The sequence below is a fragment of the Intrasporangium sp. DVR genome (assembly GCF_040365325.1).
Taxonomy (GTDB): Bacteria; Actinomycetota; Actinomycetes; order Actinomycetales; family Dermatophilaceae; genus Intrasporangium.
In genome coordinates this window covers 172,879-189,706 of the sequence record NZ_BAABZW010000019.1, presented here as the reverse complement: position 1 = coordinate 189,706, position 16,828 = coordinate 172,879, and the positions used below count along the sequence as shown (strand labels likewise).

At 72.0% G+C, this 16,828-nt stretch carries 19 protein-coding genes, 1 tRNA gene and 1 riboswitch; of the genes, 10 read left to right on the top strand and 10 right to left on the bottom strand.

Features of this window, described 5'->3' with window-relative positions:
* Window positions 1-113: 113 nt before the first annotated feature.
* Window positions 114-449: a DUF485 domain-containing protein gene (locus ABWV20_RS14845; RefSeq protein WP_353356386.1), complete on the top strand. Its 336-nt coding sequence runs from the start codon at window positions 114-116 to the stop codon at window positions 447-449.
* Window positions 446-2,092 carry a monocarboxylic acid transporter gene (locus ABWV20_RS14840; RefSeq protein WP_353356384.1) on the top strand — a complete coding sequence of 549 codons (1,647 nt, stop codon included), beginning with the start codon at window positions 446-448 and terminating at the stop codon, window positions 2,090-2,092. Before ABWV20_RS14845 ends, ABWV20_RS14840 begins: the two co-directional genes overlap by 4 nt.
* 131 nt (window positions 2,093-2,223) lie before the next feature.
* Here the strand turns inward: ABWV20_RS14840 and ABWV20_RS14835 are convergent, their stop codons facing one another.
* From ABWV20_RS14835 to thiE, 9 genes are all read right to left on the bottom strand, one after another.
* Window positions 2,224-2,565, bottom strand: a complete 342-nt coding sequence (locus ABWV20_RS14835) for a DUF2200 domain-containing protein (RefSeq protein ID WP_353356382.1) — start codon at window positions 2,563-2,565, stop codon at window positions 2,224-2,226.
* A gap of 32 nt (window positions 2,566-2,597) precedes the next feature.
* Window positions 2,598-3,710, bottom strand: coding sequence for a glutamate 5-kinase (proB, locus tag ABWV20_RS14830; protein ID WP_353356380.1), 1,113 nt, complete (start codon window positions 3,708-3,710; stop codon window positions 2,598-2,600).
* Window positions 3,711-3,819: 109 nt separating this feature from the next.
* Window positions 3,820-5,532 carry a phosphomethylpyrimidine synthase ThiC gene (gene thiC / locus ABWV20_RS14825; RefSeq protein WP_353356378.1) on the bottom strand — a complete coding sequence of 571 codons (1,713 nt, stop codon included), beginning with the start codon at window positions 5,530-5,532 and terminating at the stop codon, window positions 3,820-3,822.
* Window positions 5,529-6,446: a bifunctional hydroxymethylpyrimidine kinase/phosphomethylpyrimidine kinase gene (gene thiD / locus ABWV20_RS14820; protein ID WP_353356376.1), complete on the bottom strand. Its 918-nt coding sequence runs from the start codon at window positions 6,444-6,446 to the stop codon at window positions 5,529-5,531. Before thiD ends, thiC begins: the two co-directional genes overlap by 4 nt.
* On the bottom strand, window positions 6,443-7,165 hold the full coding sequence (locus ABWV20_RS14815; protein ID WP_353356374.1) for a thiamine phosphate synthase: 723 nt from the start codon (window positions 7,163-7,165) through the stop codon (window positions 6,443-6,445). Before ABWV20_RS14815 ends, thiD begins: the two co-directional genes overlap by 4 nt.
* Window positions 7,162-7,956 (bottom strand): thiazole synthase, encoded by a 795-nt coding sequence (locus tag ABWV20_RS14810; RefSeq protein ID WP_353356372.1) that lies wholly within the window; start codon window positions 7,954-7,956, stop codon window positions 7,162-7,164. The genes ABWV20_RS14815 and ABWV20_RS14810 overlap by 4 nt, the downstream gene beginning before the upstream one ends.
* A gap of 1 nt (window position 7,957) precedes the next feature.
* Entirely contained in the window at window positions 7,958-8,158 is a 201-nt protein-coding gene (gene thiS / locus ABWV20_RS14805; protein WP_353356370.1) for a sulfur carrier protein ThiS, read from the bottom strand.
* Entirely contained in the window at window positions 8,155-9,390 is a 1,236-nt protein-coding gene (thiO, locus tag ABWV20_RS14800; protein WP_353356368.1) for a glycine oxidase ThiO, read from the bottom strand. Before thiO ends, thiS begins: the two co-directional genes overlap by 4 nt.
* Window positions 9,387-10,115, bottom strand: a complete 729-nt coding sequence (thiE, locus tag ABWV20_RS14795) for a thiamine phosphate synthase (RefSeq protein WP_353356366.1) — start codon at window positions 10,113-10,115, stop codon at window positions 9,387-9,389. The genes thiO and thiE overlap by 4 nt, the downstream gene beginning before the upstream one ends.
* A riboswitch (TPP riboswitch) is annotated at window positions 10,111-10,222 on the bottom strand. Its footprint overlaps the gene before it by 5 nt.
* 111 nt (window positions 10,223-10,333) lie before the next feature.
* Between thiE and ABWV20_RS14790 the strand changes: the two genes are divergently transcribed.
* Together ABWV20_RS14790 and ABWV20_RS14785 are read left to right on the top strand one after the other, a co-directional pair.
* Complete coding sequence (locus tag ABWV20_RS14790) at window positions 10,334-11,617, top strand: glutamate-5-semialdehyde dehydrogenase (protein WP_353356364.1); 1,284 nt, start codon at window positions 10,334-10,336, stop codon at window positions 11,615-11,617.
* A gap of 66 nt (window positions 11,618-11,683) precedes the next feature.
* Complete coding sequence (locus ABWV20_RS14785; protein WP_353356362.1) at window positions 11,684-12,379, top strand: class I SAM-dependent methyltransferase; 696 nt, start codon at window positions 11,684-11,686, stop codon at window positions 12,377-12,379.
* A gap of 27 nt (window positions 12,380-12,406) precedes the next feature.
* On the opposite strand, the gene ABWV20_RS14780 is transcribed toward ABWV20_RS14785, so the two are convergent.
* Complete coding sequence (locus ABWV20_RS14780) at window positions 12,407-13,465, bottom strand: glycosyltransferase family 2 protein (RefSeq protein WP_353356360.1); 1,059 nt, start codon at window positions 13,463-13,465, stop codon at window positions 12,407-12,409.
* A 72-nt stretch (window positions 13,466-13,537) separates the two neighbouring features.
* Here ABWV20_RS14780 and ABWV20_RS14775 point away from each other — a divergent pair, with 72 nt between their 5' ends.
* The 6 genes from ABWV20_RS14775 to ABWV20_RS14750 all read left to right on the top strand — a co-directional run bounded on the left by ABWV20_RS14775 (window position 13,538) and on the right by ABWV20_RS14750 (window position 16,824).
* On the top strand, window positions 13,538-13,780 hold the full coding sequence (locus ABWV20_RS14775) for a hypothetical protein (RefSeq protein WP_353356358.1): 243 nt from the start codon (window positions 13,538-13,540) through the stop codon (window positions 13,778-13,780).
* The gene (nadD, locus tag ABWV20_RS14770) at window positions 13,777-14,454 is read left to right on the top strand and encodes a nicotinate-nucleotide adenylyltransferase (protein WP_353356740.1); all 678 of its coding nucleotides are present in this window, start codon (window positions 13,777-13,779) and stop codon (window positions 14,452-14,454) included. Before ABWV20_RS14775 ends, nadD begins: the two co-directional genes overlap by 4 nt.
* Window positions 14,451-14,975 carry a ribosome silencing factor gene (gene rsfS, locus ABWV20_RS14765; protein ID WP_502901794.1) on the top strand — a complete coding sequence of 175 codons (525 nt, stop codon included), beginning with the start codon at window positions 14,451-14,453 and terminating at the stop codon, window positions 14,973-14,975. Before nadD ends, rsfS begins: the two co-directional genes overlap by 4 nt.
* Complete coding sequence (locus ABWV20_RS14760; protein WP_353356356.1) at window positions 14,972-15,628, top strand: histidine phosphatase family protein; 657 nt, start codon at window positions 14,972-14,974, stop codon at window positions 15,626-15,628. Before rsfS ends, ABWV20_RS14760 begins: the two co-directional genes overlap by 4 nt.
* Window positions 15,629-15,720: 92 nt before the next feature.
* Window positions 15,721-15,796: transfer RNA gene (locus ABWV20_RS14755), tRNA-Ala, on the top strand.
* 59 nt (window positions 15,797-15,855) lie between these two features.
* A complete protein-coding gene (locus ABWV20_RS14750; RefSeq protein ID WP_353356354.1) occupies window positions 15,856-16,824 on the top strand; it encodes an AMP-binding protein in 969 nt (322 codons plus the stop codon).
* The last annotated feature ends 4 nt before the right edge of the window (window positions 16,825-16,828 follow it).

The window sequence follows — 16,828 nt, the reverse complement described above, 5'->3', positions numbered from 1 at the left end:
GGCGACCCGTCGGCACCGTTCACCGACGGGGCCACCCCGGCGGGTGCCGTTACCTGCGTCACACCTCCTAGCGTGTGCCCACCCCCGACAACCACCAACGGAGGTGGCTTCAAGTGAGCAACGATGCTCAGGCACCCGTGGCCGACGACCCGTACATCGAGCTGCAGAACTCACCGGACTTCGTCGAGCTGCGGCGCAGGTTCCGCAGGTTCGTCTTCCCGATGACCGCGTTCTTCCTGATCTGGTACTTCCTCTACGTGCTCCTGTCGGTCTACGCCAGGGACTTCATGGGCAGCAAGGTCGTCGGCAACATCTCCTGGGGCCTGGTCCTCGGGCTGCTCCAGTTCGTCACGACCTTCGCCATCACGATGTACTACGCCCGCTGGGCGGACCGTGAGTTCGACACCCGCGCCGAGGCGCTGGCCCACAAGATGGGAGGCGCCAAGTGAGCGCTCAGTTCTCCGTGCTCGCTGCGGCAGGGACGCAGGTCGGCGAGCCGATCCTCAACATCGCGATCTTCGCGGTGTTCGTCCTCATCACCCTCGCCATCGTCATCAAGGTGTCCCGCGGCAACCGCAGCGCCGCCGAGTACTACGCCGGCGGTCGCGCCTTCAGCGGCCGCCAGAACGGCATCGCCATCGCCGGCGACTACCTGTCGGCGGCGTCGTTCCTCGGCATCGCCGGTGCCATCGCCATCAACGGCTACGACGGGTTCCTCTACTCCATCGGCTTCCTCGTCGCCTGGCTCGTCGCGCTCCTGCTCGTCGCGGAGCTGCTCCGCAACGTCGGCAAGTACACGATGGCCGACGTGCTCTCGTTCCGCCTGCGCCAGCGACCGGTCCGCATCGCCGCGGCCATCTCGACGCTCGCGGTGTCGTTCTTCTACCTGCTGGCCCAGATGGCCGGCGCCGGCGGTCTCGTGGCCCTGCTCCTCGGTGTCGAAGGGGACTGGGGGCAGCGGGCGGTCATCGTCGTCGTCGGCGTGATCATGCTCTTCTACGTCATCTACGGCGGCATGAAGGGCACGACGTGGGTCCAGATGATCAAGGCCGTCCTGCTCATCCTCGGCGCCGGCGTCATGACCCTGTGGGTGCTCGCGAAGTTCGGGCTCAACCTCTCCACGCTCCTCGGGGAGGCCAACGCCGCGGCACCGAAGAACCCGGACGGCAGCGCCCGCGACCTGCTCATGCCGGGCCTGCAGTACAAGAACCCGATCGACTTCATCTCGCTGTCGATGGCCCTCGTCCTCGGCACCGCCGGCCTCCCGCACGTGCTGATGCGCTTCTACACCGTGCCCACCTCGCGTGAGGCGCGCCGCTCCGTGGTCTGGGCCATCTGGCTCATCGGCCTGTTCTACCTGTTCACCCTCGTCCTCGGCTTCGGCGCGGCCGAGCTCGTCGGCGCGAGCACCATCAAGGCGGCTCCGGGTGGCGTCAACTCCGCGGCACCGCTGCTGGCCTTCGCGCTCGGCGGGGAGATCCTCCTCGGGGTCATCTCCGGCGTCGCCTTCGCCACCATCCTCGCGGTGGTGGCAGGCCTGACGATCACCGCGTCCGCGAGCCTGTCGCACGACGTCTACAACACGATCGTCAAGGACGGGAAGGCCACCCCCGAGGAGGAGGTCAAGGTCGCCCGGATCGCGGCTCTCGTGCTCGGTGCGGTGGCGATCATCGGCGGCATCTTCGCCCTCGGGCAGAACATCGCCTTCCTCGTCGCCCTGGCGTTCGCGATCGCGGCGAGCGCCAACCTGCCGACGATCCTCTACTCGCTCTTCTGGAAGCGGTTCAACACCAGGGGCGCGCTGTGGTCGATCTACGGTGGCCTGGTCAGCGCGATCACGCTCATCGTGTTCTCGCCCGTCGTGTCCGGCAAGCCCGCCGACCCGGTGACCGGCAAGAGCCCGTCGATGATGCAGGGCGTCGACTTCCACTGGTTCCCGCTCGACAACCCGGGCATCATCTCGATCCCGCTGGGGTTCATCCTCGGCTACATCGGCACGGTGACGAGCAGGGAGTACAACGCGGCCAAGTACGCCGAGATGGAGGTTCGCTCCCTCACGGGCCACGGCGCCGAGGCGGCCACCCACCACTGACCGCCGCCTTCCCGCACAGCGAGCCCAGCGGCATACGGGCGACTCCGTATGCCGCTGGGCTCGCCCACGTCGTGCCGCTGGTCCCAGCCCTCCCGCAGTCCTGGTGCGGCGGCACCGGGGTCGGCCGGCGACTACGCCCGCAGGACCCGGTCCATCGGCCGGCCCTTGGCCAGCTCGTCGACGAGCTTGTCGAGGTAGCGGATCTGCTGCATCAGCGGGTCCTCGACCTCCTCGACGCGCACGCCGCACACCGTCCCCGTGATCAGCGACGCCCTGGGGTTGAGCTGGGCCGCGGCGAAGAAGTCCTCGAACGTCGTGCCGGCTGACAGGTGGTCGCGGAGCGCCGGCTCGTCGAAGCCGGTCAGCCACTCGATGACCTCGTCCAGCTCCGCCTTCGTGCGACCCTTCCGCTCGACCTTCGTCACGTAGTGGGGGTAGACCGAGGCGAAGCTCGTGGTGAAGATTCGGCTCACCCTCGTGAGCCTACTGCGGTGCGCGCGCCGGGTCAGAGGATGACGAGGTCGTCGCGGTGGATGACCTCTCGTTCGTAGGCCGGACCGAGCGCCTTGGCCAGCTCCTTCGTGGACCGTCCGAGGAGGGTGGGCAGCTCGCTCGAGGCGTAGTTGACCAGGCCCCGGGCCACGGGGGTGCCGTCCGGGGCGCAGACGTCGACGGGGTCGCCGTCGTGGAAGCTGCCCTCGACGGCCGTGATGCCCGCGGGGAGGAGGGACTTCTTGCGGTGGGTGAGCGCGAGCACGGCGCCGTCGTCGATGATCAGCCGTCCCCGTGCCGACGTCGCGTGCTCGAGCCAGAGCCGACGGGAGCGACCGCGCTGGCCGATGGGAAGGAACACCGTGCCGACGTCCTCGCCACCGAGGACCTGGATGACGCGGTCAGCAGCGGTGATCGACGTCGTCACTCCTGCAGCGGTCGCGATCCGCGCGGCCTCGATCTTCGTTGCCATGCCACCGGTGCCGACCTTTGAGCCGGCGCCGCCGACCTCGACGTGCGTGAGGTCCTCCGGCCCGCTGACGACCGGGATCCGTTGCGTGCCGGCGCGGCTCGGTGGACCGTCGTAGAGCGCGTCGACGTCGGAGAGGAGGACGAGTGCGTCGGCGTCGATGAGGTGCGCCACGAGGGCGGCGAGCCGGTCGTTGTCGCCGAAGCGGATCTCCGTCGTCGCGACGGTGTCGTTCTCGTTGACGATCGGGAGCACCCGCAGGTCGAGAAGGCGCTCGAGGGTGCGGCGGGCATTGGCGTAGTGGGTCCGACGTGTCACGTCGTCGGCCGTGAGGAGGACCTGCCCGACGGTGATCTCGTGGGCCGCGAAGGCCTGGGTGTAGGCGGCGAGCAGGGCTCCCTGACCGACGCTCGCCGCTGCCTGCTGCGTCGCCAGGTCGCGGGGACGGGCCGTCAGGCCGAGGGGGTGGAGCCCGGCAGCGATGGCCCCTGAGCTGACGAGGACGATCTGGGTGCCACGCTCGTGCTTGTGCGCCAACGCGTTGGCCAGTGCGACGAGGCGGGCGTGGTCCAGGCCGCCGTCGACGCCCGTCAGCGAGCTCGAGCCGACCTTGACGACGAGGCGGCGGGCGCTGCTGATGACCGAGCGGGGGGACACGTCGTCCAGCCTAGTGAGGAGGCGGCCGTCGCCGACCCGCTGTTCGAGGCGTGGAGCGACCCCCTGTCGTCGTTCCACGCCTCGCACCAGGGCTGCGGAGCCGGCGTGGTCAGGGCGCCTCGACGTAGACCGACCGGCCCAGCTCGACGAACTCGCGGCTCTTCTCGGCCAGCCCGGCACCCACGGCCTCGGACTCCTCGAGACCGCGCTCGGCGGCATACCTGCGGACGTCCTGGCTGATCCGCATCGAGCAGAACTTCGGACCACACATCGAGCAGAAGTGCGCCGTCTTGGCCGGCTCGGCGGGCAGCGTCTCGTCGTGGAACGCGCGGGCCGTGTCGGGGTCGAGCGAGAGGTTGAACTGGTCCTCCCACCGGAACTCGAACCGGGCCTTGGAGAGCGCGTCGTCCCAGTCGCGGGCGTAGGGGTGGCCCTTGGCGAGGTCGGCGGCGTGCGCGGCGAGCTTGTAGGTGATGACCCCCGTCTTGACGTCGTCGCGGTTGGGCAGGCCGAGGTGCTCCTTCGGGGTGACGTAGCAGAGCATCGCCGTGCCGTGCCAGGCGATGTGCGCGGCGCCGATGGCCGAGGTGATGTGGTCGTAGCCGGGCGCGACGTCGGTCGCGAGCGGGCCCAGCGTGTAGAACGGTGCGCCGTGGCACCAGTCCTGCTGGAGGTCGACGTTCTCCTTGACGAGGTTGAGCGGCACGTGGCCCGGACCCTCGACCATGACCTGCACGTCGAACTCCCACGCGCGCTGCGTCAGCTCGGCGAGGGTGCGCAGCTCGGCCAGCTGAGCCTCGTCGTTGGCGTCCGCGGTGCACCCGGGGCGCAGGCCGTCGCCGAGGCTGAACGCGACGTCGTAGCGGGCGAAGATCTCGCACAGCTCGTCGAAGTGGGTGTAGAGGAAGTTCTCCTCGTGGTGGGCGAGGCACCAGCCGGCCATGATCGAGCCGCCACGGCTGACGATGCCGGTGATCCGGCGGGCCGTCATCGGCACGTAGCGCAGCAGGACGCCGGCGTGGATGGTCATGTAGTCGACGCCCTGCTCGCACTGCTCGATGACGGTGTCGCGGAACACGTCCCACGAGAGCCTTGCCGCGTCCCCGTCGACCTTCTCGAGAGCCTGGTAGATCGGCACGGTGCCGATGGGCACGGGGGAGTTGCGGACGATCCACTCGCGGGTCGTGTGGATGTCGTCGCCGGTGGACAGGTCCATCACGGTGTCCGCGCCCCACCGGGTCGCCCAGGTGAGCTTCTCGACCTCCTCGGCGATCGAGCTCGTCACGGCGGAGTAGCCGATGTTGGCGTTGATCTTGACGAGGAAGCGCCGGCCGATGACCATCGGCTCGCTCTCGGGGTGGTTGACGTTGCTCGGGATGATCGCCCGCCCGGCGGCGACCTCGCTGCGCACGAGCTCGACGTCGCAGCGCTCGCGGGCGGCGACGTACTCCATCTCCTTCGTCACGACACCTGCTCGCGCGTAGGCCATCTGGGTCACGCGCTCGCCGTCCTTGCCGCGCAGCGGCGCCCGGCGCTCGCCACGCCACTCTCGTGACGCCTCGCCGCGGCGCACGGCGGACCGTCCGTCGTCGGCGAGGTCGCGCCGGCGCCCGTCGTAGGCCTCGACGTCCCCTCGCTCGGCGATCCACTCGGCGCGGAGGGGGGCCAGGCCCTCCTCGGGGACGCTCCCCGGGCCGGACGTGTCGTAGAGGCGGAAGGGCGCGTTGCCCTGTGCGAGGGTGACCTCAGTGAAGGGCACGGGTATGCCGCTGGGCTCGCTCGGCACGTAGACCTTGGTCCGTGCGGGGTTGGCAGGCGTCATCGTCGGGCTCCTTGGCTGGTGGTCGGCTGGGTCGGGATGGTCTCGAAGGAGGCGGTGCGGGTGTGCGCGACCGGACCGCGTCCGGCGCCGAGTCGCCAGCCGGCCGAGGTGCGCAAGGCGTGCCGGACGTAGGCGCGGGCGGACAGGACGGCGTCACGGGTGCTCTCGCCCCGGGCCAGGAAGGCCGCAGCGGCCGACGCGAACGTGCACCCGGTGCCGTGGTCGTTCTCGGTGGGGATCTCGGGTCCGGCCAGGACGTGGAGCCCGTCCGGGTCGGCGAGGACGTCCACCCGGTCGGTGCCCGTCGCGGAGGGCGCCGCGCCGCCGGTGACGACCACGGCACGGGCGCCGAGCCCCCTCAGGGCGAGGGCGAGCTCGGCCTGCTCCTCGATGGTGGTCGGCGGCGCAGCGCCGAGCAGCGCCGCGGCCTCGTCGGTGTTGGGGGTGATGAGTGCGGACCAGGGGAGCAGGTCCGTGGCCAGTGTGCCCGCGACACCGTCGCCGGCGAGCGCGTGCCCGCTCGTGGCGACGAGGACCGGGTCCACGACGAGGTTCGGCAGGCGCCCCGCCCGGGCCAGGTGGGCGATGGCCAGGGTCAGGTCCGCCCCGCCGAGCATGCCGACCTTGACGGAGGACGGGCGCAGGTCGCTCAGGACGCAGTCGACCTGGGCCAGCACGACGTCGACGGGCACGGGGTGGACCGCGTGGACGCCGGTGGTGTCCTGGACCGTCACAGCCGTGACGGCGCTCGTGCCGTGGACGCCGAGAGCCGCGAAGGTGGCCAGGTCCGCCTGGATCCCGGCACCGCCGCCACAGTCGGAGCCGGCGACGGTCAGCGCCACGGGTGGTGTTGCAACGGGTGCGCCGGCCGGCCCCGCGTCGTCGGTCGGGTCGGCGTGCCGATGCACGGTCACGGGGCACCCACCCGAGCAGCGCCGACCGAGTCGACGACGGCCCGCATCTCGGCGGCGGGGTCGGCGGCCCGCATGACCGCCCCCATGACGGCGACACCGTCGGCGCCAGCCGCGATCCAGGCCCCGGCAGTGACGCGGTCCACGCCACCCAGGGCCAGGATCGTGGGGACCCGGGAGTACTCGCTGCGGATGACGTCGGTCAGCGAGCGCAGGCCCGCTCGTCCGAGGGCGGGGCCGTGGCCGGGCTTGGACGCGGACAGGGCGACGGGGGAGACGGTGACGTGGTCGAGTCCCTCCTCGGCGGCACGCCTCAGCTCCGCCAGGTCGTGGCACGAGCGGCCCACCCGGGTCGAGGCCCGGTCCAGGGTCGGGGGCACCGGCTCGTCGCGGCGCAGGTGCAGGCCGAGGCGCCTCCCCCCGCCCGAGTCGATGTGATCGACCGATGCAACGCTCGATCGATCACATCGACCCGGGGCTCGGGGAGGGAGCGGGACGGGTGAGGCGACGAGGAGCAGGGCGCGGTGCGCGGCGCAGAGCCGACCCACTGCGGCCACGAGCTCTGCCCGCGCCTCCAGCGGCAGGTCGCGCTCGCGCACGAGCACCCCGTGGGCGCCACCCTCGAGCACCGCACCCACGACGTCGAGGAGACTGCGGTCGCGGGGGACCTGGGAACGGTCGGTCACCGCGATCGCCAGCCCGGCGGCATACGGCTGCGTCATGCGTCGACCAGCCCCTCGGCGGGCGAGGAGGCGAGCGCCAGGCGGCGCACCGGGATCCGTCCTGCGTGCCGTGCGAGCCAGCCTGCTGAGACGGCGTGCCGCATGGCGTGCGCCATCGCCTCTGGGTCCTCGGCTCGAGTGACCGCGGAGGCGAGGAGGACGGCGTCGCAGCCGAGCTCCATCGCGAGGGCTGCGTCGGAGGCCGTCCCGATCCCCGCGTCGAGGATGACGGGCACGTCGACGAGCTCTCGGATCAGCTCGATGGCGTGGGGGTTGCGGATCCCCATGCCGCTGCCGATCGGCGCCCCCAGCGGCATGACTGCGCCGCAGCCGACATCGACGAGCCGCTGCGCGGCGATCGGGTCGTCGGTCGTGTAGGGCAGCACGACGAAGCCGTCCCGAACCAGCTCCTCCGCGGCATCGAGGGTCTCGACGACGTCCGGCAGGAGGGTCCGGTCGTCGGCGATGACCTCGAGCTTGACCCAGCTGGTCTCGAGGGCCTCCCGGCCGAGCCGCGCGGTGAGGACGGCCTCGCGTGCCGTGCGGCAGCCGGCCGTGTTGGGCAGCAGGCGAACGCCGCAGTCAGCCAGGACGTCGAGGAGACCGCCCACGCCGTCCTTCGGCACGCGACGCAACGCCACGGTGACGAGCTCGGTGCCGGAGGCGCGGATCGCCCCCTCGAGAGAGGCGTGGCTGGTGGCGCCGCCGGTGCCCAGGATGAGCCGGGACCCGAGGCGCGTGCCGGCGATGGTCAGTCGGTCGACGAGGCCGGCGCTGGTCGCATCAGTCACGTCAGCCGCCCTGCATCGCCGTGACGACCTCGACCTCGGCGCCCGGGCTGAGGACCTCGGTGGGCCACAGCGACCGGGGCACGATGACGCGGTCCAGGGCCACGGCGATGCCCCGGCTCGGCAGCTTCAGCTGGTCGAGCAGCGCGGTGACCGTCGTGCCGGGGGCCACCAGCCGTTCCTCGCCGTTGACGATGACGGTCATGCGCGCTCCTTGACTGCGAACCGCTCGGGGGTGAAGGCATCCGCCTGCTCGGGGGGTGCACTGCCGAGGACGTGCGAGACCACTGCCGCCGCCGTCAGGGGCGCGAGGAGGATGCCGTCCCGGCCGTGGCCGGCCGCCACGACGAGTCCGTCGATGCCGGTCGCACCGACGATCGGCAAGTTGTCGGGCGTGGCGGGCCGCAGCCCGGTGATCGACTCGACGAGCGCCGCCTCGGACAGCTCGGGGACGAGCTCGATGGCGTCGTGGAGCAGGTCGTGGACGGCGCCGGCGGTGACGGTCGAGTCCGGCCCGACGTCCTCGCTCGTCGCGCCGACCACGATCTCGCCGCCGGGACGAGGCACGAGATAGACGAACCTGCCATGGACACAGGCCCGGACGATGTGGCGGAGCACGTCCGGAGCGGAGGGCCGCAGCCTCAGCACCTGGCCCTTGAGGGGCCGGATCGGCACGGTGATCCCGAGCCCGGCCGCGAGCGCTGTCGTCGCCCAACCGGCCGCCATGACCGTGACGTCGGCGCCGGTGGTCCCCACCTGCCCGATGTGCCCGGCGCTGCCGGCGTGTCCGGCGGCACCTCGCTCCTCCAACCGCTCCACGCCGATGCTCCGGCCGTCGCGGACCAGAGGACGTGCGGGCGCCGAGAGGACCTCGCCCCCGCGGCGCGCGATGGCCACCCGAAGGGCCCGCGCCACCTGGCGAGGGTCGACGGACGACTCGTCCGCGATCAGGAGGCTGCCGGCCAGCCGCGGGGACAGGGCGGGCTCGAGGCGACGCGTCGCCCGGCCCGGGAGCCGCTCGACGGCGCGATGGTGACGCTCGAGGAGACGCGCCTGGCGGGCGAGGACCTGCTCGTCGTCGTGGTCGGCAGCGAGGAAGAGGGTGCCCGCGCGGCGCAGGTCGACCGGAAGCCCGGAGTCGGCGGCCAGCGCGGCGGCGAACGAGGGCCACCGGCTCGCGGACGCGGTGCTCGCCGCGAGAAGCGGTTCCTGGCCGAACGTCGCCTCGCTCGACGGCGTGATCATCCCGGCAGCGGCGTGCGTCGCCCCGCCGGCCACGTCCGGGTCGAGGACCGTGACGTTGCAGCCGGACCGCAGGAGCTGCCAGGCGCAGGCGAGGCCGATGATGCCGCCGCCGATGATGGCGACCCGGACCCTCGTGGAGACCCCTGACTCCACGAGGGCCGGGCGCCGGTCCGTGGGGCGCGCGGCCGTCACCGCCGCACCTCATCCAGCGGCACGTCGAGCGCGCCGGCGATCGCTTCGCCCCCAGGACGGCCGGCCCGTCGAGGGACGCCGAGCTGCTGGCCGGCTCCGTCGGTGAGGGCAGCGGCCAGGGCTGCCGCTGCGGCGGCGGGATCAGCCGCCTCGGAGAGCGCCGCCACGACGGCGACACCGTGGGCGCCCGCGGCGCGCAGGTCGGGGACGAGCTCGGGGGTGACGCCGCCGATCGCGATCACGGGAAGCGAGGTGGCTGCCGTGACGGCGCGGATGCCGGGGGGCCCGAGCGGCCCGGGGAGACCCTGCTTGGTCGTGGTGGGATGAGCCGGGCCGGCCCCCAGGTAGCTGGCCCCCGAGCGTTCCGCGTCGCGAGCCATGTCGGGATCGCGGACCGTGGCTCCGACGACGAAGCCGGCCGGGACGAAGCGGCGCACGTCGGCGACGGGCAGGTCGGCCCCGCCGAGGTGGACACCGTGCGCGCCCGCGGCGAGCGCGATGTCGGCCCGGTCGTCGACGACCACGAGCGCACCACTGCCGCGGGCCAGCTCGAGGACGGCGGTGGTCAGGGCGAACACGTCACGGTCCGTCCGGTCCTTGGCCCGGACCTGGATGGCCACGGGCCCGGTCGCGAGCGCGCAGCGAACCTCCGGCAGCGGGTCGCGTCCACCGCGGGTGTCCGTGAGGACGTGGAGACGTGGGAACGGGCGGTGGTTCGGCGTCATCGCAACTCCTTGGTCCCTGCGCCGGCATGATCCGGATCAGGTTGGGACGGTCGGGGCCGCGTCAGCCCCCTCTCAGCCCGGTGCGCCGGACTCCCGTGAAGGACGTCGCCACCATACCGACCGCCTCGCCGGCCCGCATCCCGGGGGGGAGGGTCGGATGGGGTCCACCCGTCGGAGGTGCGACAAACGCGGTTGCCCGGGGCGCCTACGCTTGAACCATGTCCGAGACCATCGACCCCGCGGTCGTCGAGCACGTCAACGAGCTCGCCGACCGTGCCCGCGTCGCCTCCCGTCGGCTCGCCCAGCTGAGCCGAGCCGAGAAGGACGCTGCCCTCCACGCCCTCGCGGATGCCCTTGTCGCCGCGACGCCCCAGATCCTCCAGGCCAACGCCCAGGACCTCGAGCGCGGCCGCGCCAGTGGCATGACCGAGGCGCTCCAGGACCGACTGCGCCTCGACGAGCAGCGGGTCGCCGCGTCCGCCCAAGGTCTTCGTGACATCGCGGCGCTGCCCGACCCGGTCGGTGAGATCGTCCGCGGCTCAACGCTGCCCAACGGTCTGCAGATCCGTCAGGTGCGCGTCCCCATGGGGGTCGTCGGCATGATCTACGAGGCGCGTCCCAACGTCACCGTCGATGCCGCCGGTCTCGGTCTCAAGTCCGGCAACGCCGTCATCCTCCGCGGGGGCTCCGCCGCCGGGGCGACGAACTGGACCACCGTCATCGCGCTCCGCCTCGCGCTCGCCGCGCAGGGTCTGCCCGAGGACGCCATCACCCTGCTGGCCGAGGGGGGCCGCGACGCCGCCCGCGCGCTCATGACGGCCCGGGGCCGCGTCGACCTCGTGATCCCACGCGGGGGAGCGGACCTCATCCAGACCGTCGTCCGGGAGTCCAGCGTTCCGGTCATCGAGACGGGGGTCGGCGTCTGCCACGTCTACGTCGACCGCGCCGCAGACCTCGGCAAGGCCGCCGCGATCACGATCAACGCGAAGACCCACCGTCCGAGCGTGTGCAACGCCGCCGAGTCGCTGCTCGTCCACCGAGACGTGGCCGCCGACTTCCTCCCCAAGGTGCTCACCGACCTCGCCAACGCGCAGGTCAAGCTGCACGTCACGCCCGACGTCAGGCCCTACGCGGAAGCCAGCTCAGCGGCATACGCCATCGCGTCCGAGGACGACTTCGACACCGAATGGCTCGCCCTCGAGATGAACGTCGCCGTCGTCGACGACCTCGACGCGGCGATGGAGCACATCCGTCAGCACGGCTCCGGTCACACCGAGGCTATCGTCACGGAGGACAGGGCAGCGGCGCGCCGGTTCACCGCCGAGGTCGACGCCGCAGCCGTCATGGTCAACGCGAGCACCCGCTTCACCGACGGTGGCGAGTTCGGCTTCGGCGCCGAGATCGGCATCTCGACGCAGAAGCTCCACGCACGGGGACCGATGGCCCTGCCCGAGCTGACGACGACGAAGTGGATCGTGGAGGGCGACGGACAGGTCCGCTGACGACTCGCCGCGCTGTCCGGGCTCCGGTGACGCGCCAGAGGGTGGGCACTGGCATGATGGCCCGCCATGGAGGGCACTGAGGTCCGTAAGCTCGCCCAGCTCGAGGGGCAGCACTGGTGGTACCGCGAGCGCAGGCACCTGCTCGCGGCGGCGATCCGTGAGCTGACGCCCGGCCGAGCCATCGACATCGGTGCGGCCGGGGGCGGCAACACCATGGTGCTGCGCGAGGCGGGCTGGCACGCCACGGCCCTGGAGTACAGCGCCGAGGGGGCCTCGGTCGCCCACGAGCGGGGCCTGCCGGTGCTGCGGTCCGATGCGACCTCCCTGCCCCTCGCCGACAACTCGCAGGACCTCGTCGTCGCGTTCGACATCCTCGAGCACCTCGTCGACGACGACGCCGCCGTGCGGGAGGTCCACCGCGTCCTCAGGCCGGGCGGCACCTACCTCGTCGCGGTGCCGGCCGACCCGAGGCTGTGGTCCGCGCACGACGAGGCCGTGCAGCACGTGCGGCGCTACACCCGCCCCGAGCTGGTTGGCCTCCTCGAGCGGGGCGGCTTCGTCATCGACAGCGTCCGGTCCTGGAACGTCCTGCTGCGCCCCGTCGTCGCCCTCCGGCGGCGCTCGTCGACCGGGTCGGACCTCGAGGACCTCCATCCGGTCGTCAACGCCGGCCTCAGGGCGATCATCACGGCCGAGCGCTACCTGCCCGTCGCCGGACTGCCCGGGGTCAGCCTCCTCGTCACGGCCCGACCTCGGCCCTGACCCTGCGACCCGCGTCGGGCGCGACCCTCAGCCGAGGCGCGCCGGCTTCACGGGGGAGCTGCCGTCGACGTCGGCCCGGACGGCGTGCGTGGGGATGTGCTCCTCGCGAGGCGTCGCCGGCAGCGGCGTGTCCGTGGGGCCGTGCCTCGGCGCGCTCTCCGTCAGGGAGTCGTAGGCGATGAAGTAGGTCGGGCGCCCCTGCATCTGGGCGTACATCCGACCGATGTACTCACCCAGGATGCCCACGCACACGAGCTGCACCGCGCCGACGCCGGCGACGATGGCGACCGTCGACGTCCAGCCGGCGACGGTCTGGCCCTGGGCGCGCGCGACGAGACCGTAGGCGATGAGCAGGAGGGCGAAGACCGCACCGACGAAGCCGGCGATCGTCGCCAGACGCAGTGGTGCCGTCGAGATCCCGGTGAGGGAGTCCACCGAGAGCCGGAGCATCTTCATCAAGGGGTACTTCGTCGACCCTGCCGCGCGTTCCTCGCGTTTGTACTCGACCGTGTCGGAGGGGAAGCCGAGGGCCGGGACGACGAAGCGAAGGACGCGGTTGTGCTCGGGAAGGCTGTTGACCGCGTCGACCGTCGCCCGGGACATGAGCCGGAAGTCACCCGCGTCGGCGTGGGCCGAGGTCCCGGACATCACGCGGATGAACTTGTAGAACGTCTGTGCCGACACCCGTTTGAACCACGTGTCGGAGGAGCGGTCGTTGCGCACGCCGTAGACCACGTCGACGTTGTCCTTCTTCGCCGCGTCGAGCATCTCCGGGATGACCTCGGGCGGGTCCTGCAGGTCGGCGTCGAGCGTGACGACGTAGTCGCCCCGCGCGGTCGCCAGACCGGCCGAGATGGCAGCCTGGTGCCCGGCGTTGGCCCGGAGCCGGAGGACGCGCAGGGCCGGCCACTCGCGGTGGAACCGGTGCAGGAGGGCCGGGGTGAGGTCCGTGCTGCCGTCGTCGACGGCGACGACCTCGTACGTCACATCCATGCCATCGAGGAGCGGGCGCAGGCGCTGGACGAGCAGCGGCAGCACGTCCTCCTCGTTGTACATCGGGATGACGACGGACAGTTCGGGGACCATGGGCTCCAGCCTACGGCCACCGATCGGACGGTCGCGCCGGCGCCGCCGAGCGTGGGCGCTAGGCTGGGGCGCATGTCTGATCGTCTCCTGACCCTGGTCGCGCAGGGCGAGGAAGCCACGCGCGAGCTTCCGATGTCGCCCATCGTGTACTTCCTCATCGCCTTCGGCCTCTTCCTCGTGGCGCTCGGCGTCACGTGGTCCTTCCGCAACACGGCCCACAAGGTGCCCCTGTCGACCCACGTCGACCAGCACGGCCGGATCCAGATCGAGGGTCACCCGAGCCACCCGCACCACGTGGAGGGGACGCAGCACTGAGCACTCGCCGCCGCATCGGGGTCATGGGTGGGACCTTCGACCCCATCCACCATGGCCACCTCGTGGCGGCCAGCGAGGTGCAGGCCCTCTTCGGCCTCGACCAGGTGATCTTCGTCCCGACGGGCCAGCCCTGGCAGAAGTCACACGCCGAGGTGTCCCCGGCCGAGCACCGATACCTCATGACGGTCATCGCCACCGCGTCCAACCCCCGCTTCACGGTGAGCCGGGTCGACATCGACCGGCCAGGGCCGACCTACACGATCGACACGCTCCGCGACCTGCGGGCCGAGCTGCCCGACGACGAGCTCTTCTTCATCACCGGAGCAGACGCCCTGGCCGACATCCTCGGGTGGAAGGACGCCGACCTCCTCTGGGAGCTCGCCCACTTCATCGGCGTCACGCGACCGGGCCACCACCTCTCCGACAAGGGCCTGCCCGAGGACCGGGTCACCCTCCAGGAGGTGCCCGCCATGGCCATCAGCTCCACCGACTGCCGGGCGCGCGTCGCCGACGGTGAACCCGTCTGGTACCTCGTGCCCGACGGCGTCGTCCAGTACATCAACAAGTACTGCCTCTACACCGGCAGACCGTGCGGGGCACCTCCCGTCGACCCGCTCCGGGTGCGCGTCATCTCGCCCGCACCGAAGGCCGTCCCGTCACAAGGAGACCAGTGACAGCAACACCGCATGCCCTCCAGCTCGCGAAGGCGGCCGCCGACGCCGCCGAGGAGAAGATCGCCGTCAAGGTGACCGCCATCGACGTCAGCGACCAGATGCCGCTGACCGACGTGTTCGTCATCGCCTCGGCTCCCACCGAGCGGCAGATCGGCGCCATCGTCGACGAGGTCGAGGACCGGCTCCGCGAGCTCGGGTCCAAGCCGATCCGACGGGAGGGTGCGCGCGAGGGCCGCTGGGTCCTCATCGACTTCGGCGACATCATCGTCCACATCCAGCACGAGGACGAGCGGGAGTACTACGCGCTCGAGCGGCTGTGGAAGGACTGTCCGGAGATCGACCTGGCGACGATCGAGGCGCCGGCCCGACCCGGCCTTGTCGCTGACGGTTCCGCTGACGGTTCCGCTGACCGTGTGGCTGACCGTGTCGCTGACCGGGTCGCTGACGGTGTGGCCGACGCTGCCGGTGACGGTGCTGGGGACGAGGCCGCCGACGACGGTGGCCCCGGCCTGGCCCCGTGAGCGTCACCGGGCCGGGGACGGCGCGCCGCATCGTCATCCTGCGCCACGCGGAGACGGTCGACAACGCGGCCCGGATCTGGCAGGGCCACAAGGACACCGAGCTGTCCGAGACCGGGCTCGCGCAGGTGTCCGCAGCGGCACCCCATCTCGCGGCCTACACGCCCGCCCTGCTCGTCTCCAGTGATCTCCAGCGCGCGGCTGCGACGGCGGACGCCATCGCGTCGCTCACCGGCCTGGAGGTCCGCCTCGATGCCCGCCTCCGTGAGGTCCACGTCGGCCAGTGGCAGGGCCTCCACGCCGATGAGGTCAGGGAGCGGTATCCCGAGACGATCGCGGCCCTCGACCGCGGGGAGGACGTGCCCCGAGGCGTCACGGGAGAGACCCGGGGTGAGGTGGCCCAGCGCGTGGGGGAGTCCGTGCGCGAGGTCGAGCGCGAGCTGCTCGCCGGCGAGACGGCCGTCATCGTCGCGCACGGCGTCTCCGGCCGGATCGCAGCCACCGAGCTGGTCGGGATCGACCATGACGTCTCCGACACCATCTTCCGGGGCATCGACAACTGCCACTGGATCGAGCTGGTCGAGAGCAGCAAGAGCTTCAGCGCAGAGTCGCGGTGGCGGATCTCGGGGTGGAACCTCGGCCCCTGGAAGGTCTGAACGACCGTGCCGCGAGGGGGGACGACGGATTTGGGGTCGAGCGCCATCATTGGCTAGAGTGACGCAGGCACTTCACGGAAGTGAGGTCCGACGGGGCTGTGGCGCAGCTGGTAGCGCACCTCCATGGCATGGAGGGGGTCAGGGGTTCGAGTCCCCTCAGCTCCACCAGACGACGAAGGGCCGGACCGGGTGTCCGGCCCTTCGTTGCATCCGTCCCAGGAGGTTGCATGGCGGGCGAGGTCCGACCGGACGAGCACGACGACCCCGTCGCCGCCGTGCTCTTCGCCCGAAGCTCCGGGGCCCGGTTGGCGCTCGCCACCTCGGGGACCACGTGTGCGGTTCCTCGCCGGGTGCTGCGCACGACGGAGTCCTGGTGGGCGTCCTTCCCGGCCTACTCCCGTCTGACGGGGGTCACGCGGGGCGCTCGGGTGTGGGTGCCCGGCCCGCTCACGGCGACGATGAACCTCTTCGCCGCCGTGCATGCCCGGTGGGCCGGTGCGGAGATGGTCCGCGAGCCTGTTTCGGCGACGCATGCGTGCTTGACGCCCGCCCAGCTGGAGCGTCGCGGGGCCGAGCTGCCTCGGGGAGCCCGAGTGGTGGTGGCCGGTGCGCGGCTGCCCGAGCAGGTCGCCGAGGAGGCGCGAAGGTGGGGCCTGCGACTCGACCACTACTACGGGGCTGCGGAGCTGAGCTTCGTCGCAGCATCCTCGGGTGACCACCTGCTCCGCCCGTTCCCCGGGGTGCAGGTCGAGATCCGCGACCTGCCGGTCCCGGGGACGATCTGGGTGCGCTCCCCGTGGGTCTGCGAGGGGTACGACGGGCCACCCGGGTCGCTGCTGCGCACACCCGACGGCTGGGCCTCGGTCGGTGACCTCGGGCGTCTCGACGACGGTGTCCTGGAGGTCCGGGGACGGGCAGAGGCCGTCGTCACGGCCGGCGCCACCGTCCTCGTCGCCGACGTCGAGGCCGTGCTCGCTCCCGCGGCGCGCGGCGCCGTCGTGGTCCATGGGGTCGTCCATCCGACGATGGGCCAGCTCGTCGCCGTCGCTCTCACCGATGAGGCCGACCGGGGTCCGCTGGAGCGCCTCGCGCGCGAGCGACTTCCGGTGAGCCACCGGCCGCGGGTGTGGCGGGTCCTGCCGGATCTGCCGCTGACCGACGCCGGCAAGGTCGACCGTGCCGCGCTCGGGGGGTGACCGC

Excerpts from the sequence above, each read along its gene's own strand:
- ABWV20_RS14785 (WP_353356362.1), top strand. The coding sequence starts at position 11,684 with ATGGAGGGCACTGAGGTCCGTAAGCTCGCCCAGCTCGAGGGGCAGCAC.
- ABWV20_RS14780 (WP_353356360.1), bottom strand. The coding sequence starts at position 13,465 with ATGGTCCCCGAACTGTCCGTCGTCATCCCGATGTACAACGAGGAGGAC.
- ABWV20_RS14790 (WP_353356364.1), top strand. The coding sequence starts at position 10,334 with ATGTCCGAGACCATCGACCCCGCGGTCGTCGAGCACGTCAACGAGCTC.
- thiE (WP_353356366.1), bottom strand. The coding sequence starts at position 10,115 with ATGACGCCGAACCACCGCCCGTTCCCACGTCTCCACGTCCTCACGGAC.
- thiS (WP_353356370.1), bottom strand. The coding sequence starts at position 8,158 with ATGACCGTCATCGTCAACGGCGAGGAACGGCTGGTGGCCCCCGGCACG.
- ABWV20_RS14815 (WP_353356374.1), bottom strand. The coding sequence starts at position 7,165 with ATGACGCAGCCGTATGCCGCCGGGCTGGCGATCGCGGTGACCGACCGT.
- ABWV20_RS14775 (WP_353356358.1), top strand. The coding sequence starts at position 13,538 with ATGTCTGATCGTCTCCTGACCCTGGTCGCGCAGGGCGAGGAAGCCACG.
- thiC (WP_353356378.1), bottom strand. The coding sequence starts at position 5,532 with ATGACGCCTGCCAACCCCGCACGGACCAAGGTCTACGTGCCGAGCGAG.
- ABWV20_RS14750 (WP_353356354.1), top strand. The coding sequence starts at position 15,856 with ATGGCGGGCGAGGTCCGACCGGACGAGCACGACGACCCCGTCGCCGCC.